Origin of the sequence: Halorubrum miltondacostae, from assembly GCF_041379815.1 — an archaeon.
GTDB lineage: Archaea > Halobacteriota > Halobacteria > Halobacteriales > Haloferacaceae > Halorubrum > Halorubrum miltondacostae.
Window position 1 is genome coordinate 931,763 of sequence record NZ_JBEDNY010000001.1, and the last position, 21,929, is coordinate 953,691.

Sequence of the window (21,929 nt, forward strand, 5' to 3'; positions counted from 1 at the left end):
CGGTCGGCTACCGGCGCCGGCTCGCCACGCGCTCCTCGGCAGTCTCGGCGCTCACGAGTTCGTACAGCGTCGCCCGACCGCCGTCCTCCTTCGGCCGGAGGACGCGACCGAGCCGCTGGGTGAACTCCCGTTCGCTGCCCGAGCCGGAGAGCAGGACCGCGACGTTGGCGTCGGGCACGTCGACCCCCTCGTCTAAGACGTTGGCGGCGACGACCCGCGCGTAAGTGCCGTCGCGGAACCGCTCCAGGATTTCGCGGCGCTCTTTCGCCCCGGTCTCGGCGGTGATCGCGGGGAGCAGGAAGCGCTCGGAGAGCCGGTAGACGAGGTCGGTGTGGGCGGTGAACACGATGACGCGGTCGTCGCGGTGGCGGTCGAGGATCTCGCCGAGCCGCTCGACCTTCCGCTCGGCGTTCATCATGATCTCGCGGGCGTCCTGCTTCGCGAGGAGCGCCTCGCGGGCGGCCGGGTCGTTGCCGGAGCGCTTGACGAGCTCTTGGTAGTCGCTCCCGCTGGTGAACGTGATCCCGGCGTCGCGGACGTACTCGACGAAGGTGCCCTGCTTCGCCTCGTAGCGCTCGCGCTCCGCGTCGGTGAGTTCGACCTCGATCCGGCGGATGTCGTAGGGTGCGAGGTGGTCGCCAGCGAGGTCGTCGACGTCGAGCGCGTAGACGCGGTCGCCGACCAGCGCCGCGACCGCCTCGTGCGCGCCGTCCGGACGCTCGAAGGTGGCCGTGAGGCCGAGCCGCGCGGGCGCGGTGAGGAGGCGCGCGGCGTCGCGGAACCCCTCGCCGCCGAGGTGGTGGACCTCGTCGAAGACGACGAACTCGAAGGCGTCGCCGACGCCGTCCGCCTTCAGGTACGCGGAGTCGTACGTCGACACCGTGATCGCCTCCCGTCGCTGCTCGCCGCCGCCGAACCGGCCGATCGGGGCGTCGAACTCGCGCTCCATCTCGCGCTGCCACTGGTCGAGCAGGTCGACCGTGGGGACCACGACGAGCGTCGGGACGCCGAGGTCGACCATCGCGCGGATCGCGATCACGGTCTTGCCGGCCCCGGTCGGGAGCTCGAGCACGCCGCGGTCGCCCGCGTCGTGCCAGGCGTCGAGCGCCGCTCGCTGATACTCGCGGAGGTCGTAGTCGGTGGCGAGCGCGTCCGGCAGTCCGGCCTCGCTCGCGGCGCGCTCGCTCGCGTCGAGGACCCGATCGCCGACGGAGACGCCCGCCACTCGGAGCGCGCGCCGAAGCTCGGCGTACCGATGCGCCGGGGCGCGGCCCGTCCCCGTCCGCGGGTCGGTCTCGACGCCGGGGAGCGGCGGCAGCGCGTCGGGCCCGAGGTCGGCGTCCGCGTCGACCCGGACCGTCCCGTCCTCGTAGGTCAGCCGGACGTCCATCGCCCGGAGTTGCCGACCGACTTACAAAGGCCCACCGCCTCGGTCCCCCATGCGCGCGGACGAACTCGATCCGGACCTCGCCGCGGCGATCGCCGAGATCGAGTCGCTGGGGCTGCCGGCGTGGAGCGACCTCTCGGTCGACGCCGCCCGCCGCCTCGAAGACGACCTGTTCTCGGGCCCGTCCGAACCGCCCGTCGACGACGTGCGCGACCTCGCGTTCAACGGCCCGCACGGCGAGGTGCCGGTCCGGGTGCACCGCCCGGGAGGAGCGACGGAAGCGACGGGCGGAGAAGGCGACCAGGCGGCCCGCGCCCTCGTCCACCTCCACGGCGGCGGCTGGACGCTCGGCACGCTCGACTCGGTCGACGGGATCTGCCGCGAGCTCGCGGTCCGCGCGGACGCGGTCGTCGTTTCCGTCGATTACCGGCTCGCGCCGGAACACCCGTTCCCAGTCGCGGTCGACGAGGCGGCCGCGACGCTGGAGTGGGTCGCCGAGACGGCGGGCGCGCTCGGCGTCGACCCCGACCGGATCGGCGTCTCGGGCACCAGCGCCGGTGGGGCGCTCGCGGTCGCGGCGTCGCTCCGCGCCCGGGAGTTCGGCGATCCGCCGACGCCCGCCGGGCAGTTCCTGCTCTACCCGATCGCCGGTCGCGATTTCGAGACGGACTCGTACCGGGAGAACGCGGACGGCCCGCTGCTCACGCGCGAGGACATGCGCTGGTTCTACGAGCGGTACCTGCGGAGCCCGGTCGACGGAGCGAACCCGTACGCGGTCCCGCTAGAGGCGGCGGACCTGGGTGGCCTCCCGCCCGCGACGGTCGTCACCGCTGGCTTCGACCCCCTGCGGGACGATGGCGTCGCGCTCGCGGACCGGTTCGAGCGCGAGGGGACTCCGGTCGAGCACCGCCACTACCCGGCGATGGCGCACGGATTCTGTAGCCTCGCGGACAGGGTGGCGACCGCGGAGACCGCGCTGGCCGCCGTCGCGGCCGACGCGCGAGAGCGGCTGTGAGCGGCGCGCGAAACACCCACTCAACGGTGACGCGCTCGCCGGGCGGAGACCGCTGCGTGCGGTGAGGTCGAAGCTATAAGCCCCGCGAGGCCGACCCGACGCGTATGGAACGGATCTCCATCGACGAGGTCGAGCCGAGCGCCCTCGGAAGCGACGTCGACCGCCGCGGGCTGTCGGACCCGCTCGGGGCGACCGACGTGGCGCTCAACCGCTATCGACTCGATCCGGGGGAGCGGTTCTCCGGCGGGCTCCACGCCCACATGGACCAGGAGGAGATATTCGTCGTCGTCGACGGCGAGGCGACCTTCGAGACGCTGGACGGGGACGTGCGCGTCGGCGCGGGCGAGGCGATCCGGTTCGCGCCCGGCGAGTTCCAGTCGGGCAAGAACGACGGCGACGAGGCGGTCGTCGCGTTCGCGCTGGGCGCGCCCCGCGACAGCGAGGACGTGCGGATCCCGCAGGAGTGTCCGGAGTGCGGACACGAGGACATGCGCGCCGTCCCAAGCGACGACGGGTTCGACCTCGAGTGTCCGGAGTGCGGCGCCGAACTGGAGGGGTGAGGCCGCTGAGACTCAGGCTTCGACGGTCGTCTTGACGATGCTCACCGGGCCAGTCGACTGCCGCGAGACGCGCTCGGTGACCGAGCCGAGCATCCGGCGGTAGTCCCCGGAACGCGTCTTCGACCCCATCACCGTGAGGTCCACGTCCTCCTCGTCGACGTACCGGAGGATCTCCTCGTGCGGGACGCCGTAGCGGAGGGCGGTGACCGTCTCCACGCCGGCGTCGCGGGCGCGCTGTGCCACGGCGTCGAGCGCCTCGCGGCCGGTCTCTTCGAGCGTCTCCTCGGCCCCCTCCGCGCCGTCGACGAACTCGTCGCCGGAGTAGGCGTTTATCACGTCGCTGTCGACGACGTAGAGGACGTGGAGCGTCGCGTCGTACCGGTCGGCGGCGTCAATCGCGTGGTCTGTCGCGCGGTCGACGCCGACGCTTCCGTCGGTGGGTAGGAGGACGTTGTCATACATACGCGACGGTTCGCCGGGAGTCCGAATAAATCGGTCGCCGTTTCCCGAACGGTTAACACGCTGTGCGCCCGCCGAACCTCCATGACCGAGGCTGCGGACCGGATCTTCGTGAACGGGGAGGTACACACGCTCGCGGACCCGGACGACGGCGGCGACGCGGTCCGTGAGGCCGTCGCCGTGCGGGACGGCGAGATCGTCCGGACCGGACGCACGCACGACGTGGAACTGCTCGCGGGCGTCGACACGGACGTGATCGACCTCGACGGACGCGTGCTCCTCCCCGGGTTCGTCGACGCGCACACCCACCTGACAACCGTGGGGCGCTACCTCGTCCACGCAGACCTCTCCGCGGCCGACGCGCCGGGCGAGGCCGTCGACCTGCTCGCCGAGCGCGCGGCGGAAGTGGAACGCGCCGAGAGCGACGGCGACGCGGGCGCTGACGACGACGCTGAATCCGGCGACTGGGTGCTCGGCTACGGCTACGACGAGTCGACGTGGGCGGAGTCGCGCTACCTGACCCGCGCGGACCTCGACCACGTCTCGACCGAGCGCCCGGTGGCGGCGTTCCGCGAGGACATGCATGTCGCGGCGGTCAACGGCGTCGCGCTCGACCGGTTCGCGGACGCGCTCGCCGACGCGCCCGACGAGACCGTGCCGACGGACGACGACGGCGAGCCGACCGGCGTCCTGCTCGAAGCCGCGATCGACCCGGTCTACCGGGCAGTCGAACCGGGACCGAGCGAGACGCGCGTGGTCGTCGAGGCCGCGCTCGACGGCTGCGCCGCCCGCGGGATCACCGGGTTCCACGACATGGTCCGCGACTCGCACGCCCCCCGGGTGTACCGCGACCTTGACGCCGCGGGGGAGCTCACCGCCCGCGTCCGGATCAACTACTGGAGCGACCACCTCGACGCGGCCAGCGAGGTCGGTCTCGCGACGAACTCCGGGAGCGAGATGGTCGAGACCGGCGCGATCAAGTCGTACACGGACGGGAGCTTCGGCGGTCGGACCGCGCGCCTCTCGGAGTCGTACGCGGACGCGCCCGACGAGACGGGCCAGTGGGTCGTCGACCCCGACGAGCTGAACGAGACGGTGGCGGCCGCGACCGAGGCGGGGTTCCAGTTCACCGCCCACGCCATCGGCGACGAGGCGGTCGACGCCGTGTTGGACGCCTACGAGGACGCCTCGCGGACCGACGCCGGCGAGGCGCGCCACCGCGTCGAGCACGCCGAGCTGGCCGACGACGAGGCGATCGAGCGGTTCGCGGAGACGGGCGCGGTCGCGAGCGTCCAGCCGAACTTCCTGAAGTGGGCGCAGGCGGGCGGACTCTACGAGGAGCGACTGGGCCCCGAGCGCACGGCCGAGACGAACCGGTACCGCGACATGCTCGACGCGGGCGTCCGGCTCGCGTTCGGCTCCGACGGGATGCCGATGGACCCGCTGTTCGGCGTTCACCACGCGGTCAACGCGCCGGCCGAGGCCCAGTGGCTCACCGTCACCGAGGCGCTGCGCGCGTACACGAGCGGCGCTGCGTACGCGGGCTTCGACGAGGACCGGCTTGGGACGGTCGAGGTCGGGAAGCGCGCCGACCTCGTCGCTCTCGACGTGTCGCCGTGGGAGCGATCCGACGCAATCGACGAGATCGATGTCGCGCTGACGGTCGTCGACGGCGACGTCGTGTTCGACGGGCGGTAGGCGACGGCACCGGCGGAACGATAACGCGCGGAACGGGGACGAGCCGCGACGCCGATATCCGCAATCGCTGCCAGAAAACGATAACTATTAATTGTGTAGTTCTAAGCAGGGCGCATGGCAGAGATAGCCATCGAGTACGCCGCGGGGAACCGCCTCCGTTCCGAGGCAGAGACCGCCCGACGGCTCATCGACGCGTACCTCGGCGACCGGCCCGACGTCGACCGCGTCACGCTGTCGCCCTCCACCGACTCCGTCTTCTGCGTCAGTGTCGAGGGCGACCGCATCTGGTGTACCGACCCCCGCGAGTGGATCGACTCGATGGAGGCGGTGACCGCGGCGCGGCGGCGGCTCTCCGAGGTGTCGTAACCGGCCGTCGAGCGCGGCTACTCGGTCGCCGCGGCCGCGTGCGAGTACGCGAACTCCCGCAGGAGCTTCGCGGCCAGCGCCGCCGCCTGCCCGTCGTCGCGGTCGTTCACCTCGACGACGTCGAACCCGTCGGCGCGCGGCGCGACCGCGCGGACGAGGTCGCGGACCGTCCGCGGCTCCAGTCCGAACGGTTCCATCGTCCCCGTCCCGGGGGCGTACGCGGGGTCGAGCCCGTCGATGTCGACGGAACAGTAGACGGACTGCCCCGCGAACGCATCGTCCGCGTCGAGGGCGTCGATCCACTCGCGGGCGTCCTCCGGCGCGATGACCTCGACGCCGGCGTCGGCCGCTCGGTCCCACTCGGCCTCGGATCCGGTCCGCGCGCCGACGATCACGGCGCGGTCGACCCCGAGGTCGTCGAGGCACCGGCGGGTGACGCAGGCGTGGTTCCACGGGTTGCCGTCGTACTCGTCTCTGAGGTCGAGGTGCGCGTCACAGACGACGAGCGTATCGGGGTCGACCGCCTTCGCGCCGGCGTATGTGACCGTGTGCTCGCCGCCGACGAGCGCGGGGACCGCGCCGTCGTAGACGACGCTCCGCAGCTCGGCGGCGAGGTGGTCGAGGTACGCCGGCACGTCGTCCCACGGGCGCACGTCACCGGCGTCGTGGACGCCTAGCGCGGAGAAGTCGCTCTCGGTGCGATGGTCGTAGTCGTCGTACGTCTCGGCGAATCGCCGGACCCGGTCCGGTCCGAACCGGGTGCCCGGTTGAAACGTGGTCGTGGCGTCGAGCGGAGCGCCGACGACCACGTAGGAAGCAGCTTCGCGGTCGGTCGTCGCCCCGGGGAACATCGCCGATTACCCGATGATCTTCCGCTGGCCCTCGTAGTCGAGGTACTCGATGTTGTCGTCCGAGGCGAAGTCCTCGCCCTCGGGGATGCGCATGGTGAACGTGTCGTAGGTGTCCAAGTCCATCACCTGGACCTCGTCGCCGCTGACGTTGACGACCTGTCCCTGCTTGCGCTGGATAATTGGGACCCACACCTTCGCGTCGACCGGCTGCGAGAGCGAGCGCTTCTTGTCGTCGAAGACGCCCTTCCCCTCGACGCGGGCCTTCGCGCTGCCGTGTTTGCCGGGTTTGGCGGTGCTGTAATGGTTGATCTTACAGGGCGCGTCGTCCATCATCACGTAGCTTCCCTCCTGGAGTTCGCGAACCTGCTTCTGCTCTCGCGGCATAGGCGCTAATTCCGCCGGCGCGTGTATAAACGGTTTGGAACGCCGCCGCTATCCGGCCCGAGACGGCGTCCAACCGCGTGGACGGCCCGCGGCGCGGTCGGTCGGCACCGACCGCGGCGATGAGAAACGCTCAATTGAGACCCGTGAGGATCGCCGGGCGTGTCCCCGACCGTTCCCACTCCGATCGACGAAACGATTCGGACCGTCGCCGCCATCCCGTCGCAGTCCGGCGCGGCCGGAGCACCCCTGACCGCCGGCGAGTTCGCGGTCGTCGTCGCGGTCACGGGAGCCGGCCTCGCGATCCTCGGCGGCATCGTCGCGTACGTCTATCGCTCGTCGGACGAACGGGTCGACCGCGTCGCCGACGCGCTCGGTGGCGAACTCCCAGCCCCCACCGACGCGCCGATACGCGAGGACGCCGACGTTCCGACCGCCGCGCACCTCCACGAGGTCGCGACGGACGCGGACGGCGACCCGGTCTACGTTCCGGTAATCCGGGTTCCGCTCGCGACAGACGACCCCGGGATCGACGGCGTGTACCGCCACACCGCCGACGCGGCCGCGGCGCTCCACGAGGAGTTCGACGACGCGCACGTCCGCGGGTACGACGTGGAGTTCGGCCTCGACGACAGCTCGCTCGGCGGCGTGGGCCGGACGGTGAAACGTGTCGCGGTCACGCCGGAACTCGCCGAGCGCCTCCGCGACCCCGGTTACGACCACCGCGACCTCCGCGCCGACGTGGCGGCCGGCGACGACGGCGACCCCGGCGTGCCGCCCGTCGACTGGGGAGAGGCGCTGAACTACGGGACCGGCGACGGCTCGGCGGCGGCCGGCGCGGCGGCGACGACCGCGGCGACGTAGCGTCCGGAGAAACTTCCTACGGGTCGAGCTCGTCGACGTACTCTTCCGGCTCGTCGTCGTTGCCGACGTTCCCGTCCGGCGGGACGAGCTGCCCCGTGTACAGGTAGCTGACGACGAACATGACGATGAAGCCGACCCCGACCGCGGCCGTCGTCCGCACGACGAACGGGAAGTCGACGAAGTAGAGCCCGCGGTCCGCGACCGCGATGGCGAGCGCCGCGACGACCAGTATCTTCTGCTCGTCCGTCGGGTTGCGGACGAACTCGACCACATCGTCCTTGAGATCGCCGAAGAACCCCATCAGGCGTCACCTCCGGTCGTCGCGGCCGAGTCGGTCGGCGGCGCGTGCTCGGCGATCACGCCGCTGACGCGGTCGAGCCCCTCCTCCAGCTCGTCGGTCGGCAGCCCGAAGCCGATCCGGAAGCGGTCCGGGAAGCCGAACAGGTGGCCGGGGGCGAGGACGACGCTCGCCTCCTCGACGACCGTCCGGCAGAACGCTTCCGCGTCGGCGAAGCCGTCGGGGACCGTCACGAACGCGTTGACGCCGACCGGGTCGAGCCAGTCGAGGTCGTGGTCGTCGACCCACTCCGCGACCGTCTCGCGGTGGGCGGCCGCCAGCTCGCGGTTCGCCGTCAGGATATCGTCCTCCTGCGGGCCCAGCGCCTGCTTCGCGACGTGCTGGCCGAACAGGCTCGGCGAGATGGTCGTGTAGTCCTTCCAGCGCCACGCGCGCTCGACGACCGGCTCCGGCCCGGCGATCCAGCCGAACCGGAGCCCGGCGAGCCCGTACGCCTTCGTAAGGCTGGTCGTCGAGATACCGTGCGCGCCGTAGCTCGCCACGGGCGGCTGCGGCTCCTCGGCCAGCAGCCGGTACACCTCGTCGCAGAGCAGGTAGGCGTCGCGCTCGACGGCGACCTCGTACACCGCGCGCATCGCGGCCTCGTCGTGGTACTGCCCGGTGGGGTTGTTCGGGTTGTTCACGACGATGACAGCCGTGTCGTCGCGGACCGCGTCGGCGACGGCTTCGGGGTCCAGCTCCCACTCGGGCGGCTCCAGCTCGACGCGGGTCACGTCGCCGAACGCGTCCGGGACGGCGTGGAGCGCTTGGTACGTCGGGGTGACGACGACGGCGTGCGTGCCGGAGCCGACGCCCTCGGGCGACGCGGCGCCTCCGCCGCCGTCGACGGCGGCCTCGTCGCCGAGCAGCGAGAGGAAGGTGAGGAAGTTCGCCTCTTGGGTCCCGCAGGTGAACAGCACTTCGTCGGCGGACCGGTCGTAGCGGTCGCCGACGGCCGCCCGGAACTCGGGGTCGCCGTTCGTCGGGATGACGTAGCCGAGCGTCCCCGGGTCGAGGTCGAACCGACTCGCGTCGAGCGACCGGATGCCGCTTTCGGCCAGCATGATGTCGGCCTCGTGTTCGTACTCCGCGAACCAGCGTTCGAGGCCGAACGGGTCGATGCGCATACCCGTATTCGGGCGGGCGCGAGGTTATGTGCTGTGGTTGTGGGCGGCGTCTCTGGCCGGATCGACGGCGTCCGACGGCCGGCGCGGCCGCACCGCCCGCATCGCCCGTCACCACCGCAACGCCTTTCGTCGGGGATCGCGAGAGGTCGCCATGGTTCTCAACCGGCAGCGGCTGTTGGGCGCGCTGTTCGTCGCGCTGGCGGCGCTCACGGCTGTCGCGCTGGCGGAGGTGCTGCGGACCGTCGTGTTCGCGGTCACCGTCGCGTACGTCCTGTACCCCCTCCGTCGGCGGCTCGTCGGCCACGGCCTCTCGCGGCGGCTCTCGTGCGCCGTCGCGACCGGGGTCGCGTTCGTCGGGGCGACGCTCCTTGTGGCGCCGCTGCTGTACGCGCTGTACCGGCGGCGGTCGGACCTGATCGCGCTCCTCGGGGGGATCCCCGACTTCGTTCCGATCAGCGTCGGTGGGTTCGAGACGGTCGTCGAGGTCGCGCCGTACGTCGCGGCCGCGGAGACGTGGATCCGCGGCGTCGCGATCGCGGTCGCGAGCGCGGCGCCGGTGCTCGTCTTGGAGGTCGTCGTGTTCACGTTTCTCGTATACGGGATCCTCTATCGCCCCGACGCGGTCGAGACCGCCGTCCTCGGCGTCGTACCGCCCGAGTACCACGACATCCCCACCCGGCTCCACGAGCGGACGCGACAGACGCTGTACTCGATCTACGTCCTCCAGGCCGCGACGGCCGCCGCGACGTTCGTCCTCGCGGTCGCGGTGTTCTGGACCCTGGGTTACGGCTCGCCGATCCTCCTCGCCGTCATCGCGGGCATCCTCCAGTTCATCCCGGTCGTCGGCCCGAGCGTCCTCGTCGTCGCGCTCGGCGCCATGGACTTCCTCGTCGGCGAGACGGGGCGGGCGGTCGCCGTGCTGGTGCTCGGCCTCGTCGTCGTCGCCTTCGTGCCCGACGCGGTGATCCGTACCCGACTCGCCGGGTGGACCGGGAAGATCTCGCCCGGACTCTACTTCGTCGGGTTCGTTGGCGGCATCCTCACGCTCGGGGCCGTCGGCGTGATCGTCGGCCCGCTCGCGGTCTCGCTGCTGCTCGAGTCGATCGACCTGCTCTCCGAGCACGGCGGCCCGACGGACGCGACTGCCGGCGACTCGACGAGCACAGCCGGCGGCGACTCGACGGACTCGCTCGACGGCGACGCGGACTCGACGCGGTGACCCTCGTCCCCGAACGCCACCGGCACGGCTTTCCATCGGGCGACCCTCTGTTCGATAGTTGATGTCCTCGACGGATCCACCGACTGCGGTCGGCGACGCCCCGACCCTCACGGCGCGGCGTCTGGACGGGCTCGGCGACCGCGCCTTCCGCTCGCGGCCCGCGGTCGACGGCGACGACTCGCCGGCTCTCGACGTGTTCGCCCCGGCGACCGACGAACGTATCGGGAGCGTCCCGGCCTGCGACGCCGACGACGTGGCGGCCGCAGTCGAGCGCGCTCGGGACGCACAGGCGGCGTGGGCCGAGACGCCGGCGACGGAGCGCGCCCGGGTCGTCGACCGGTTCGGCGACCTCGTCTCGAAGAACCGCGAGGAGCTGCTGGACGTCCTTCAGCTGGAGACCGGCAAGTCCCGACGCACCGCGGTCGAGGAGCTGTTCGACGTGCCGACCGGCTGTTCGTACGTCGCGAGCGAGGCCCCCGGCGAGCTCGCCGAAGAGCGCCGGCGCGGGGTCGCGCCCGGCGTCACGACCGCGACGGTCACGCGGGAGCCGGTCGGCGTCGTCGGCGTCATCTCGCCGTGGAACTACCCGCTCACCCTGTCGATGGCCGACGCGATCCCCGCGCTGGCCGCGGGCAACGCGGTCGTGATCAAACCGGACGAGAAGACGCCGTACGGGGCGCTACTCCTCGCCGAGCTGCTGGAGGTCGCCGGGCTCCCGGATGACCTCTTCCAGGTCGTCACCGGTGAGGGGCCGACGATCGGGCCGCCGCTGATAGACGCGGTCGACTACGTGGCGTTCACCGGCAGCACGGCGACCGGCCGGACCATCGCGGAGCGCGCGGGCCGGAACCTGATCGGCTGCTCGCTGGAGCTCGGTGGCAACAATCCTCTCGTCGTCTGTGATGACGTCGACGTCGACGAGGCCGCCCGCGGCGCGGTCCAGGCCTGCTTCTCGAACGTCGGCCAGCTCTGTCTCTCCGCCGAGCGGGTGTACGTCGTCGAGTCCGTCTACGACGAGTTCCTCGACGCGTTCGTCCGCGAGACGGAATCGCTGACGCTCGGGACCGGCTACGACTACGACGCCGACCTCGGCTCGCTCGTCGACGCCGACCAGCTGACCCGCGTCGAGTCGCACGTCGACGACGCGCGCGAGCGGGGCGCGACGGTCGAGACCGGGGGGCGCGCCCGTCCGGACGTCGCGCCGTACTGCTACGAGCCGACCGTGCTGACCGGAGTCGAACCCGACTCGACGGTCGCCTGCGAGGAGACGTTCGGGCCCGTCGCCGCGGTGACGCCCGTGCCGGACGCGGCGGCGGCGGTCGCGGCCGCGAACGACTCGTCGTACGGCCTCAACGCGAGCGTCTGGACCGGCGACCACGAGCGCGGTGCGGAACTCGCCAGAGGGATCGACTGCGGCACGGTGAACGTCAACGACGCCTTCCTCGCGACGTGGGGCGCGGTCGACGCGCCGATGGGGGGGTTCGGCGACTCCGGCCTGGGTCGGCGACACGGGTCGGAGGGGATCCGGCGGTACACGGAGACCCGGACCGTCGGCGTCTCGCGGGTCGGCCCGCTGACGTTCCCGGACCGGATCCCAACCGACTGGTTCGTCCGGGGCGCCTTCGCCGCGATGCGCGTCGGCCGACGGGCGCGCCGGGGCGTCGACGCGGTCCGCCGTCGCTTGTCGCGCCGCTGAACGAGCGAGTGAGTCGAGAACGCGCGACCGACCGCGCCGAGGGAGGAGTCAGTCCCCGTCGTCGATCAGGTCGCCGAACACCGACGTCGCGGTGTCGGGGACGTCGAAGTCGTGGTAGTGCTCGCCCTTCTCGTTCGAGAGGATGTTCAGCGCCGCCGCGGCCCCGTCCCCGGCGGAGATGACCGCCTGCCACTCCTCGGCGCGGGCCATCGCGCCGGTGGCGTAGACGCCCTCGACGCTAGTTTCCATCGAGACGTCGACGCTGACGGTGTCGTCGCCGCCGAACTCGCAGCCGAGCTCCTCCGCGAGGTCGCGGTTCGCGCCCGTCGCGAGCACGACGTAGTCGGCGTCGTACTCACCGTCCTCGGTCGTCACGCTGAACCCGTCGTCGACCGATTCGACGCCGGTGACCGCCTCGCCCTGGTGGCGATCGACGCCGAAGTCGTCGACCTGCTGGCGCGCGGTCGAGAGGAACTCGCTCCCGCCGACCGAGCCCACGCCGAGGTAGTTGAACAGGTGCGCCTTGTGCATCCACGTGTCGTCGGTGTCGAAGAGGACGGTGTCGAGTCCGTTCTTGCCCGCGAACAGTCCCGCGCTCAGTCCCGCCGGTCCACCGCCGACGATCGCAACGTGTGTCATGGTCGCAATACTCGCGCCCCGCTGATAAGCGTTGACGGAAGCGGGGATCGGAGCGGGGGCCGCCGCAGCGCCGATTAGAGCGGCGCGTTACTCCGTGAAGTCGGTGAGCGATCCGGTCTCGTCGTCCGCGTCGTCGTCGTTGGCGGCGGCGTCGGTCGACCCCGAACCGCTCCCGTCAGCGCCGGTGTTCGCGTCCGAGTCGCTCCACGGGTGGTCCGCGTCGACCGGTTCGACGGCGCGGTCGAGTTCGGCTTCGTCGTACTCGATCTCCTCGTCGAGCAACATCGCGAGCCGCTGCCACCGCGCGCTCTGTTCGTCTTCGCCTTCCGGGCCGACGCGCGCCCCGTGTGTCTTGAAGAATCGGGTGCCGCGCCCGCGCTTGGACCCTTCGCCGGTGTGCCCGTCGAAGACGGCGTCGAACTCGCCGTCCGGTTCGAGGTCGCCGACCGGGAAGTCGTGCGCCGGCTCCTCGCCGCGCTCGCGGGCCTCGGCCCGGATATCGGCGACCGCGCCGAAGTAGGCGTCCGCGTTCGACGCCTCGCGCGTCGAGTGGGCTCGGGCGGCCGCGAGTGCGGCGTGGATCGCGCAGAGTCGGCCCTTCCACGCGTCGGGCTCCCAGCGCTCGGTGGCGAGTTCCTCGTATCGCTCGACGGTGAGCGCGACCTCGTCGCCCGCGCGGAGATCCTCGACGACGTAGAGGTTGAGCCGGTCCCAGAGGTTCCACGCGTACCCGGAGCGCGCGAGCTCCCACGCGGCCCACGCGGCGACCTCCTCGTCGGAGCGCCGGACCGCCTTCTGGAGGAGGCTGGAGACGACGTAGCGGCTGTACCCGCCGTCCGTCTCATTGGCGTCCTTCTCCTCGCCGAAGTCGTTCTCGCCCGTCGCGTCCGGCGTCGTCTCGGTTTCGAGGCTCCCGTCGGCCCCGAACGTCGCCTGTCTGTCGTCGCCGTCGGCCATATCTCCGCTCCCGCCGCGAGCGACTTAACAGCCCCGCGGCGAGCGCGGTCGGGGTGGGTCGCGAGGCGGCCGCCCCTCGCTGCGGTACGGCGGATCACACCGGATTTGAAAGGGAACGCTTAAGTTGAATCCGGCGGCTAGAATACCATAACCGCCCTTAGCTCAGCCTGGTAGAGCAGTCGACTGTAGATCGACTTGTCCCCCGTTCAATTCGGGGAGGGCGGACTAGATTTCTACACTCGTGAGCCACAGCCAGTGGCCGAGAGCTTCACCTCTGAGAGAAATCAGTTCGGGGAAGATTGCGTCGAACCACTCCGTGTGACGAGTACATCGAACGGGACGGGTCAGACAGTGAGCAGCAAGACGGCTCCGACGACCGTCATCACGACACCCATTATTCGGGTGAGTTTCACCTTCGACTCCGTGGGTTCGACCTCGGACCACGACCGCTTGCTCCCGATAGAGTCCGCCTGTTCTCCGAACAGGGCGACTCTGTACGGCCAGACAGCTAACGGAATCCCGAACACGAGGAGGAGGAAGGCGAGCGCGGGGTCCATGCCTCGGCATCTTCGAGGCGCGGCTGATATGTTTTTCGTGCCGAGAGGTGCTCTGGCGTCTCTCGCATCCGATCCGATGTCTGGTCGTTCGAGGCCAGATCCGGCGCGGCCGCCTCCCCGCGAGGGAGGCGACGACCTTCCCTTTGCGGTGCCGGAGTGGTCGCACCGTCGAACGCGTGGTACCTACTCGCATGCCTCGTAAACGCATTTCCTTTGACGCTCCGTAGATCGTTCCGATGTCGTTTCCGTCGACGATCGACTGGGACGACCACTGGAAGACGACGGACCGAGAGGAACTGAGCGAGATGCGCGCCGCCGGCGAGCGGACGATCGACCGACTGGAGCGGCTTTACGAGTCGCTTCCGGCGTCGCTCGCCGACGTGGGGTGCGGCCCGGCGTTCATGCTGTTCGAGTTCGCCCGCCGACATCCCGAAGTCGACCTATACGGGTACGACGCCGCCGACTCGGTCGTCCGGCGGAACCGCTCGCTCGCCGCTGAGCGCGGGCTGGACGCGCTGACGTTCGAGACGGCGTGGCTCCCGATGTTCGAGGTCAATCGGCGCTTCGAGTGCGTCACCTGTCTCGCGACGCTCCATTACGTCGCGGAACCGCGGGCGGCGCTCCGCGCGCTGTACGACCGCGTCGAGCCGGGCGGCCGCCTGATATTCAATTACCCCAACCGATACACGCGGCGGATGTACCGCGAGGACCCCGAGACGGACCACGAGCGGTTCGAACTCGTGCTCGACGGCGAGAACCTCCTCAGCTACGACGGGGTCCGGGAGACGCTCTCCCGCCCGCCGCGGAGCTTCTGGAAGGCGGTCGGCGAAGACGACTGGCGGTCGCTCGGACGAGTCAACCCCTGCGTAGTTATAACGAAGTCGCCGTAACACGACCCTCATGCGCTCCCGCCGGAGATATCTCCCGGTCCTCGCCGTCGTCGCGCTCCTCGTGCTGGCCGGCTGCGCCGGGGTCCCCGTCACCGACAGTGGCCCGCCGACCGGCGACCTCGACTCGCCGCCCGACGACCCCGACGGTGTCGACCCGAACGACCCGGCCGACACGGCGTGGACCGGCACTGTCGTGCGCGTCGTCGACGGCGACACGATGGAGGTCGAGTTCCCGAACGGCGAGGTGGACACGGTCAGACTCCTCGGCGTCGACGCGCCCGAGACGAACGTTGAGTCGACATCGCCTGCCGAGTTCGAGGGCATCCCGGAGACGGATGCCGGACGAGTCCATCTCCGGGCGTGGGGCATCGAGGCCTCGGCGTTCGCCGAGTCTGAACTCGCCGGCGAGGAGGTGACCGTCGTGACCGGCGGCGACCGCCGCGGCGGCTACGGGCGGCTGCTGGCGGTGCTGTACGTCGACGGCGAGGAGTTCAACGAGCGCCTGCTGAGCGGGGGGTACGCCCGGCTGTACGACACCGAGTTCGCGAAGCGCGACGCGTACGCCGCGGCCGAGGCCGACGCGCGGGAGCGCGGTGTCGGGCTCTGGGGCTTCGACGAGGCCGCCGCGGTCGAGCCCCGTCTGTAAGCACGGCCGCGCGAGCGACGACACCTCAGTTCGCGTCGAACCGGGTCGCGACCTCGCGTTTCGTCTCCTCGATGATCCGCCGCTCCGCGCGCCGCATCGCCCGCGTCGCCTCGTCGGTGTACTCGACGGAGACGCTCGGCAGCGCAGCGGCGAACGGACCGCCCACGACCTCCTCGGGATCGATCCGCGCCTCGAAGACGAACGCGGACGGGAACTCGCGCAACACGCCCGTGAATGGGAACGCCTCCTCGACCAGCGCCGTCGCCGCCTCCCGGTCGAAGGCGGCGGTGGTCGCCGGCCAGAACGCCTCCTCGGGCCGTTCGACGATCGGGCGGACCCCGTCGCCGAGCCGCCGCGACCGCTCGACGATCGCCGCCTCGACCGCGGCTGCGGTGCGGTCCTCGGCGTCGGCGGCGAGCGCGTCGTGAAACCCGTCCCGCGCCACCAGCTCGTCGGCGTAGGCGTCGATCGGGTCGTCGCCGCTCGCGTATTCGAGGACGACGTCGAACTGCGCGAGCGCGTCGTCCCGGTAGGCGGCGAGCTCCGGCTCGACGACTCGCCGCTCCAGCGCGTCGGCGTTCTCGCGGAGCCGGTCGACGACCGCGCCCGCCGGTCCCAGACCGACGTCTCGGAGGGCACGCTCGACGCTGAACTCGCGTCGCGTCGCGCTCACGGCGTCGCCCAGGAACGTCTCGAACCCGGCCCGCGCGGCTGCGCGCGTCATACCGCTCCGAACGGGCCGGTCGGAGAAATGGATTCCGGGGTTCACGGCGGCTCGCGACGCGGTCCGCCCCTGTGTCGGCGTAACACACTTAAGAGCGCGCTCGGAACGATACCGTAGTGGCATCCCGACAGGGCGGGTCGGGGGACGCGGAGCCCCTCGGGCCCGGATCGACGGAGCGTCGGACCGCTTCCACGACCGCCGCCGCGAGCCGGCGGGCAGACGGACGGCCCCGGTCGCCGCCGGAGTCGCCCGCGCGCCGCCGCGCTCGAGCCGGTCGCGCTGACTCAACCGGTCGAACCGGCGAGTATCGGTCGGTCGAGTCGCCCCACGGCGGGACGGCCGCCGCCCGAACGCCGGAGGACCCGCCGGTGCGCGATCCGACTCTGTACGCGCTCACCGATCACTTCCGCGAACGGCTGGAACAGCCCGGTCGCTACGTGTCCACGCGCACGGTGAGCGACGCGATCCGCGAGGGACAGCTCCGGTGGAACAACACCGACGGCTGGCGGTTCGCCCTCGTCGAGGGCGGCGTCCGGTTCGTCGTGGTCGTGAGCGACACGGAGACGAACTCCCCGGTCGTCGTCACCGGCTGGACCGAGGTCGCGGACCGCGAAGACGCGCTGGAGGCCCCGCGGTGGGACGGCGTCGACGTCGACACCATCGCCGTGCGGGCCGCGCTGAGCGAGTCCGCTTCCACGCCGATCCCCGACCGGATCCGACCTCGGACCGTAACCCGCCCGTTCGAGGTGGGCGAACACCGCCTCGAGACCGAGCCGGGCGAGCCGTTCGTGCGCTGTACCGACTGCGGCTGTCGGTTCCGCTCGAAGGAGGGAATCACCTCGCGGCGGTGTCGGCAGCGGTCGCCGGGCCGCTAGTCGGCGACGTTTCCCTCCGGGCGAACCCTCCGTATTCCTGCGAATCACCACTGCCTAGCCGTGCGGTGGCGCGCGCCTCCGAGCGGCCGCACCAGCGGCCGCGAGGAGCGCGTGCGAGGGAGTCAGTCGGCCAGAGCGTAGCGGCGGTCGACTGACGAGGCTGGGGAGGCGTGAGGCTGCGGTGCGGGGTGGGGCGGGACTCAAAGGGGCAGTCGCGAGGCGGGCGCAGGAGACGTAAGCACCGCAGGAACAAGCGCAGCGAGTGACGAGGAGCGCAACGAGCGTGCGCCCGCCTCGCGACTGGGGATTTGGAGGTGTTGGCGGTCGATCGCTCGGCACCGATCCGGTGTGGCCTGCGTAATGTCACCGACGCGTCCCGTCCGCTGACGCTATCCATTTCAGCGTCGCGGCCGAAGCGGCGGTGATGACCGACGACACCGGCGACGACGCCGGCGGCGATCCCAGCGACGACGCCACCGCAGTCGAGGACCTCTCCGTGGACCGCTTCCACGAGGCGCTCGAAGCCGAGGAGCGCCCGGTCGCGACCGCGAGCGAGGTCGCCCGCCGGATCGGAACGTCGCAGGCGGCCGCGCGCGACGCACTTGAAGCGCTCGTCGACCGCGGCGACGTGGACCGGCTCGACGTCGAGGCCGATCCCATCGTCTTCTACCCGCGCGACTGGGGTGCGTTAGCGAGCCGCGAGCGCGTGGTGACCTTCCCGAAGCGCCGCGAGATCGTCGTCGACCGCCCCACGCAGTACACCCGGGCGCGGCTCTCGCAGTTCGCGAACCTCGTCGACACCACCGGCACCGAGCCCGGGACCCGCGGGTACCTCTACCGGATCCGGCGGGAAGACGTGTGGGCCGCGCCGTTCGACGACGCCGACGCGCTCGTGGGCGCGCTTCGGTCGGTCCTGCCGCGCCGGTACGAACACCTCGAAGCGTGGGTGCGCGACCAGTGGCGCCGGGCCCACCGCTTCCGCCTGTACACCCACGCGGACGGGTACGTCGTCCTCGAGGCCGCCTCCGAGAACCTCATGGGGAACGTCGCCGACCAGCACCTCGACGACGATCACCTCCGCGCGCCAATCTCGGACACCGAGGCGTGGGTGAACGAGACGGCGGTCGCCGCGGTCAAGCGCGCGCTCTACGACGCCGGCTACCCGGTCGAGGACGACCGCGACCTCGAGACCGGCGATCCGGTCGAGATCGACCTCACAACCGACCTCCGCGACTACCAGGAGACGTGGGTCGAGACGTTCCTCGACCGCAAGTCGGGCGTGTACGTCGGCCCGCCCGGATCCGGTAAGACCGTCGCCGGGATCGCGACGATCGCCGCGGTCGGCGGCGAGACGCTGATCCTGGTCCCCTCCCGTGAACTCGCCGACCAGTGGCGCGAGGAGCTGCTGGAGCACTCCACGGTCAACCCCGCCGATATCGGGCTGTACCACGGGGGGACCAAGGAGATCCGCCCCGTCACGATCGCGACCTACCAGATCGCCGGGATGGACCGCCACCGGAGCCTCTTCGACTCCCGCGAGTGGGGGCTGATCTGTTTCGACGAGTGTCTGACCGGAGACACTATCGTCGAAACACCTTCCGGAAGCACGACATTCCACGAGCTTGATGAGAGATACGGGCTGGAAGACGGGTGGACGACGGATATCGATCTCTCGGTCCGCACGTTCGATCGCGAACGGGGGAGCTACCGATTCACTACCGTTACGGGCATTTACAAATCCTCGGCACCGGTCGAACGGATCGAAACACGCCAGGGATACCCGATAACGGCGACGGAGGGACACACTCACCTCGTCTTCGACCCCGAGACTGGGGAGATCGCGGAACAAAAAGGCGTCTCAGAGGGTGAATTCCTTGTTAGACCGCAAACGGAGCCGAGGAGTTATACCGGTACCCATGAATCCAGTTCCGCACCGGCTGAACTGCTCGGCTGGTTTATCGGGGACGGCCACAGGGATCGTCACGGACACGTGAAATTCTCGTTCGCACGGAATAAGCGGGAACAGATAGACATTCTCGAAGATCTGTGTGAACGGGTCGAACTCGACTACTCGGTCTTCGAGAACGGAAGGGGGGACCTCACATTGTGGTCGGAAGGCTTTGCGGACCGGCTCCCTTGGGATCTCCTGTCCGGGAGTAAGGCACGGAGAGTGACTGTCCCTCCGGAAGCATACGGATGGCGTCCGGACCAAATCGGTGCGTTGTTGAGGGGGTTGTTTGACGCTGAGGGCTCCGTTGATAAGGAGGGACGAATACAACTCAACACGGTCTCAGAGCGTCTCACAAAAGACGTTGTCCTGCTTCTACAGCACCTTGGAATCCCGTCGAGTCATCTTCAGATAGACAGAGAAGGTACTCATAGTGATCTGTACCGGGTATTGATACCGTCGCGATATGGTGTGCTGTTCGCTGAGAAAGTCGGATTCAGGCTAGGACACAAATCAGGGCGAATCTCGCTCGGCAAGACTCCAGCGACGGGAGTCCCTGTTGGCACATACCTCGAACAGATCAAAGACGACGTGGAACTGTCGAACGAGCAGATCGCGGATATGATCGGTGTCGCTCGACAGACAGTCGGTGATGTTATTCGTGGAGAGAATCGTCTGGGCCAGCGCCATCTGAGTTCTCTCGCCGAGGAGCTTCGAAAGTACGCACGAACAGATCTGATCTCAGTTAATTCGATGCGTGAGGATAGCGGAGTCACATACGCAGAGATCGGGGACGAACTGGACGTCTCAACCAGTCATGCGTATACCTTGGCGTCCCGGGGAGATGAACGCACACAACAAGTGATTACTGAGCGCGAACAGAACCGTCGTACAAAAGCGTCTCAGCACGCAGACCGGCTAGAGCAGCTTGAAAACTTACAGATCGTCGAGGTCACTTCGGTCACAAAGGAGGGTGTCGAGACCGTATATGACTTTGAGACACGGGATCATACGTTCGTCGCAGACGGCTACTTAACGCACAACTGTCACCACATCACCGCCCCGGTCTTCTCCAGATCGGCGGAGCTACAGGCGAAACACCGGCTGGGTCTCTCGGCGACCCCGGTCAGCGAGACCGGCAGCGAAGAGGAGATCTACACCCTGATCGGCCAGCCCATCGGCGCGGACTGGGACGCGCTGTTCGAGGCCGGCTTCGTCCAAGAGCCCGAGGTCGAGATCCGGTACGTCCCGTGGCGCGAGGAGATGGCGCGCAACGAGTACGCCGCCGCGGACGGCCGGGAGCGCAGACGGCTCGCGGCCGAGAACCCCGCGAAGGTCGAGGAGATCCGGTACCTGCTCGCGGCCCACCGCGACAAGAAGGCGCTCGTCTTCGTCGAGTATCTCGACCAGGGGGCGGCGATCGCCGACGCGCTCGGCGTCCCCTTCATCAGCGGCGAGACGCCGCACCACGAGCGCGCAGAGCTGTTCCGCCGGTTCCGGGCGGACGGCGAAGCGGGGAGTTCGGGCGACGGCAGTGCGACCGACGACGACCTCGACGTCCTCGTCGTCTCTCGCGTGGGCGACGAGGGGATCGACCTCCCGAACGCCGAACTCGCGGTCGTCGCGAGCGGGCTCGGCGGTTCCCGACGACAGGGGTCACAGCGCGCGGGGCGGACGATGCGCCCGACCGGCTCCGCGCTCGTCTACGTCCTCGCGACGCGCGGGTCGAGCGAGGAGGAGTTCGCGCAGCGGCAGATGCGGCACCTCGGGCGGAAGGGCGTCCGCGTCCGCGAGACGAACGTCGCGGAGTAGCCCGCGCCCGACGCCGTCTTACCGCACGCGGGTCGAATCGGGTCGCCCGCTCAGATCGCGTCCGCCAGGCGCTCTGCCGCCTCCTCGATCTCTCCCTCGTTCTCGACGAACCGGACGGGCGCGTTCTGGTCGCGAGCGTACTGGAGCGCCGCGGACCGGTTGAGGTCCTGCTCGAAGTCGATCTGGCGTTCGGTGACCCCGTCGAGATCGCGGTCGCTCGCCCGCCTGCGCTCGAGGATCGTCGCGGGTTCCGCCTCTACGAGGACGAACGCGTCCGGCGAGACGTCTTCGAGCACTTCGACGGGGAGCCCCTGGACGTAGCCGGTCAGCGTCTCGACCGCGAGGTGCGTCGAGAGGATCACGTTCGTCGTCTCCGCCTCCTTCGCGACGAACTCGCCCGCGCGGCGCTGGAGCCGACGCGTCTCGGGCTGCGAGAGCGTGCCGAGCTTGGCCCGCTCGGTCGCGAGCCCCATCGCCGCCGCCTGTTCGAGCATCACGTCGCCGAAGTTGATCAGCTTGTACCCCTCTCCGAGTCCACGTCTGACCGCCTGACAGACGCTGGAGAGGCCGACGCCGTTGACCCCCGACACGAGCGTGACGGACATCAGAAGCTCACCTCGTTCTCCTCGTCCCCAGGCATTCCGCCGCGGTCGTCGTAGTACCGGCGGCCGATGAACTGCGCGCCGACGAGCATCATCAGCGTGTCGTAGAGGTCGTCGGCCGAGTCGAACGTCTCGACGTCAGACCGCTCGATGACCGCTCGGATCGTCGTGGACTCGCCGTCCGGCGGCGACAGTTCCGTGTCGCCGACCGTCTCCAGCACCTCGGTTCGGGCCGCCGGAAACTGCAGTTTCCTCGCGAACAGGTCGCGCGTCTCTGGTAAGCGCATACGTTCCACATGACAGCGCACGCGAGGATAAG

The 21,929-nt window shown here is 70.1% G+C and carries 23 protein-coding genes and 1 tRNA gene; 12 read left to right on the forward strand and 12 right to left on the reverse strand.

Annotated elements, in window-relative coordinates:
• Positions 1 to 7: 7 nt before the first annotated feature.
• Positions 8 to 1,390, reverse strand: coding sequence for a DEAD/DEAH box helicase family protein (locus tag ABNG04_RS05205; RefSeq protein WP_371160627.1), 1,383 nt, complete (start codon positions 1,388 to 1,390; stop codon positions 8 to 10).
• Positions 1,391 to 1,439: 49 nt separating this feature from the next.
• On the opposite strand from ABNG04_RS05205, the gene lipP1 reads away from it, so the two are divergent.
• Both lipP1 and ABNG04_RS05215 read left to right on the forward strand, forming a co-directional pair.
• Positions 1,440 to 2,402, forward strand: a complete 963-nt coding sequence (lipP1, locus tag ABNG04_RS05210; RefSeq protein ID WP_371160629.1) for a LipP1 family hormone-sensitive lipase — start codon at positions 1,440 to 1,442, stop codon at positions 2,400 to 2,402.
• 104 nt (positions 2,403 to 2,506) lie between these two features.
• On the forward strand, positions 2,507 to 2,962 hold the full coding sequence (locus ABNG04_RS05215; protein WP_371160631.1) for a cupin domain-containing protein: 456 nt from the start codon (positions 2,507 to 2,509) through the stop codon (positions 2,960 to 2,962).
• A gap of 12 nt (positions 2,963 to 2,974) precedes the next feature.
• Here the strand turns inward: ABNG04_RS05215 and ABNG04_RS05220 are convergent, their stop codons facing one another.
• Positions 2,975 to 3,424 (reverse strand): universal stress protein, encoded by a 450-nt coding sequence (locus tag ABNG04_RS05220; protein ID WP_371160633.1) that lies wholly within the window; start codon positions 3,422 to 3,424, stop codon positions 2,975 to 2,977.
• 81 nt (positions 3,425 to 3,505) lie between these two features.
• Between ABNG04_RS05220 and ABNG04_RS05225 the strand changes: the two genes are divergently transcribed.
• Both ABNG04_RS05225 and ABNG04_RS05230 read left to right on the forward strand, forming a co-directional pair.
• Positions 3,506 to 5,119: an amidohydrolase gene (locus ABNG04_RS05225; RefSeq protein WP_371160635.1), complete on the forward strand. Its 1,614-nt coding sequence runs from the start codon at positions 3,506 to 3,508 to the stop codon at positions 5,117 to 5,119.
• A 114-nt stretch (positions 5,120 to 5,233) separates the two neighbouring features.
• The gene (locus tag ABNG04_RS05230) at positions 5,234 to 5,485 is read left to right on the forward strand and encodes a SelT/SelW/SelH family protein (RefSeq protein WP_371160637.1); all 252 of its coding nucleotides are present in this window, start codon (positions 5,234 to 5,236) and stop codon (positions 5,483 to 5,485) included.
• Positions 5,486 to 5,502: 17 nt separating this feature from the next.
• On the opposite strand, the gene speB is transcribed toward ABNG04_RS05230, so the two are convergent.
• Both speB and ABNG04_RS05240 read right to left on the reverse strand, forming a co-directional pair.
• Positions 5,503 to 6,336 (reverse strand): agmatinase, encoded by an 834-nt coding sequence (speB, locus tag ABNG04_RS05235; protein ID WP_371160639.1) that lies wholly within the window; start codon positions 6,334 to 6,336, stop codon positions 5,503 to 5,505.
• A gap of 6 nt (positions 6,337 to 6,342) precedes the next feature.
• Positions 6,343 to 6,720: a translation initiation factor IF-5A gene (locus tag ABNG04_RS05240; RefSeq protein WP_006112069.1), complete on the reverse strand. Its 378-nt coding sequence runs from the start codon at positions 6,718 to 6,720 to the stop codon at positions 6,343 to 6,345.
• Positions 6,721 to 6,879: 159 nt separating this feature from the next.
• On the opposite strand from ABNG04_RS05240, the gene ABNG04_RS05245 reads away from it, so the two are divergent.
• On the forward strand, positions 6,880 to 7,581 hold the full coding sequence (locus tag ABNG04_RS05245) for a hypothetical protein (protein WP_371160641.1): 702 nt from the start codon (positions 6,880 to 6,882) through the stop codon (positions 7,579 to 7,581).
• A gap of 16 nt (positions 7,582 to 7,597) precedes the next feature.
• Here the strand turns inward: ABNG04_RS05245 and ABNG04_RS05250 are convergent, their stop codons facing one another.
• Both ABNG04_RS05250 and ABNG04_RS05255 read right to left on the reverse strand, forming a co-directional pair.
• Positions 7,598 to 7,882: a hypothetical protein gene (locus tag ABNG04_RS05250; protein WP_371160643.1), complete on the reverse strand. Its 285-nt coding sequence runs from the start codon at positions 7,880 to 7,882 to the stop codon at positions 7,598 to 7,600.
• Complete coding sequence (locus ABNG04_RS05255) at positions 7,882 to 9,045, reverse strand: aminotransferase class I/II-fold pyridoxal phosphate-dependent enzyme (RefSeq protein WP_371160645.1); 1,164 nt, start codon at positions 9,043 to 9,045, stop codon at positions 7,882 to 7,884. Before ABNG04_RS05255 ends, ABNG04_RS05250 begins: the two co-directional genes overlap by 1 nt.
• Before the next feature lie 151 nt (positions 9,046 to 9,196).
• Between ABNG04_RS05255 and ABNG04_RS05260 the strand changes: the two genes are divergently transcribed.
• Together ABNG04_RS05260 and ABNG04_RS05265 are read left to right on the forward strand one after the other, a co-directional pair.
• Positions 9,197 to 10,264 (forward strand): AI-2E family transporter, encoded by a 1,068-nt coding sequence (locus ABNG04_RS05260; protein ID WP_371160647.1) that lies wholly within the window; start codon positions 9,197 to 9,199, stop codon positions 10,262 to 10,264.
• Between the two features lie 61 nt (positions 10,265 to 10,325).
• Positions 10,326 to 11,960, forward strand: a complete 1,635-nt coding sequence (locus tag ABNG04_RS05265) for a succinic semialdehyde dehydrogenase (protein WP_371160649.1) — start codon at positions 10,326 to 10,328, stop codon at positions 11,958 to 11,960.
• Between the two features lie 48 nt (positions 11,961 to 12,008).
• On the opposite strand, the gene ABNG04_RS05270 is transcribed toward ABNG04_RS05265, so the two are convergent.
• Both ABNG04_RS05270 and ABNG04_RS05275 read right to left on the reverse strand, forming a co-directional pair.
• On the reverse strand, positions 12,009 to 12,599 hold the full coding sequence (locus tag ABNG04_RS05270) for an NAD(P)/FAD-dependent oxidoreductase (RefSeq protein ID WP_371160651.1): 591 nt from the start codon (positions 12,597 to 12,599) through the stop codon (positions 12,009 to 12,011).
• An 87-nt stretch (positions 12,600 to 12,686) separates the two neighbouring features.
• Positions 12,687 to 13,556, reverse strand: a complete 870-nt coding sequence (locus ABNG04_RS05275) for a hypothetical protein (RefSeq protein WP_371160653.1) — start codon at positions 13,554 to 13,556, stop codon at positions 12,687 to 12,689.
• Between the two features lie 151 nt (positions 13,557 to 13,707).
• Here ABNG04_RS05275 and ABNG04_RS05280 point away from each other — a divergent pair.
• Positions 13,708 to 13,781, forward strand: a tRNA-Tyr gene (locus ABNG04_RS05280).
• Between the two features lie 119 nt (positions 13,782 to 13,900).
• On the opposite strand, the gene ABNG04_RS05285 is transcribed toward ABNG04_RS05280, so the two are convergent.
• Positions 13,901 to 14,113 carry a DUF6199 family natural product biosynthesis protein gene (locus ABNG04_RS05285; RefSeq protein WP_371160654.1) on the reverse strand — a complete coding sequence of 71 codons (213 nt, stop codon included), beginning with the start codon at positions 14,111 to 14,113 and terminating at the stop codon, positions 13,901 to 13,903.
• A 236-nt stretch (positions 14,114 to 14,349) separates the two neighbouring features.
• On the opposite strand from ABNG04_RS05285, the gene ABNG04_RS05290 reads away from it, so the two are divergent.
• Positions 14,350 to 15,003 (forward strand): class I SAM-dependent methyltransferase, encoded by a 654-nt coding sequence (locus tag ABNG04_RS05290; RefSeq protein ID WP_371160656.1) that lies wholly within the window; start codon positions 14,350 to 14,352, stop codon positions 15,001 to 15,003.
• A 10-nt stretch (positions 15,004 to 15,013) separates the two neighbouring features.
• Positions 15,014 to 15,649, forward strand: a complete 636-nt coding sequence (locus ABNG04_RS05295) for a thermonuclease family protein (RefSeq protein WP_371160658.1) — start codon at positions 15,014 to 15,016, stop codon at positions 15,647 to 15,649.
• Positions 15,650 to 15,674: 25 nt separating this feature from the next.
• Here ABNG04_RS05295 and ABNG04_RS05300 read toward each other — a convergent pair whose 3' ends face one another.
• A complete protein-coding gene (locus ABNG04_RS05300) occupies positions 15,675 to 16,373 on the reverse strand; it encodes a hypothetical protein (RefSeq protein WP_371160660.1) in 699 nt (232 codons plus the stop codon).
• Between the two features lie 116 nt (positions 16,374 to 16,489).
• On the opposite strand from ABNG04_RS05300, the gene ABNG04_RS05305 reads away from it, so the two are divergent.
• Together ABNG04_RS05305 and ABNG04_RS05310 are read left to right on the forward strand one after the other, a co-directional pair.
• A complete protein-coding gene (locus tag ABNG04_RS05305) occupies positions 16,490 to 17,248 on the forward strand; it encodes a hypothetical protein (protein WP_371160662.1) in 759 nt (252 codons plus the stop codon).
• 424 nt (positions 17,249 to 17,672) lie between these two features.
• The gene (locus ABNG04_RS05310; protein WP_371160664.1) at positions 17,673 to 21,008 is read left to right on the forward strand and encodes an LAGLIDADG family homing endonuclease; all 3,336 of its coding nucleotides are present in this window, start codon (positions 17,673 to 17,675) and stop codon (positions 21,006 to 21,008) included.
• A gap of 50 nt (positions 21,009 to 21,058) precedes the next feature.
• Here ABNG04_RS05310 and ABNG04_RS05315 read toward each other — a convergent pair whose 3' ends face one another.
• Together ABNG04_RS05315 and ABNG04_RS05320 are read right to left on the reverse strand one after the other, a co-directional pair.
• A complete protein-coding gene (locus tag ABNG04_RS05315; RefSeq protein WP_371160666.1) occupies positions 21,059 to 21,613 on the reverse strand; it encodes an adenylate kinase in 555 nt (184 codons plus the stop codon).
• Positions 21,613 to 21,897, reverse strand: a complete 285-nt coding sequence (locus ABNG04_RS05320; protein WP_371160668.1) for a DUF5789 family protein — start codon at positions 21,895 to 21,897, stop codon at positions 21,613 to 21,615. The genes ABNG04_RS05315 and ABNG04_RS05320 overlap by 1 nt, the downstream gene beginning before the upstream one ends.
• Between the last annotated feature and the right edge of the window lie 32 nt (positions 21,898 to 21,929).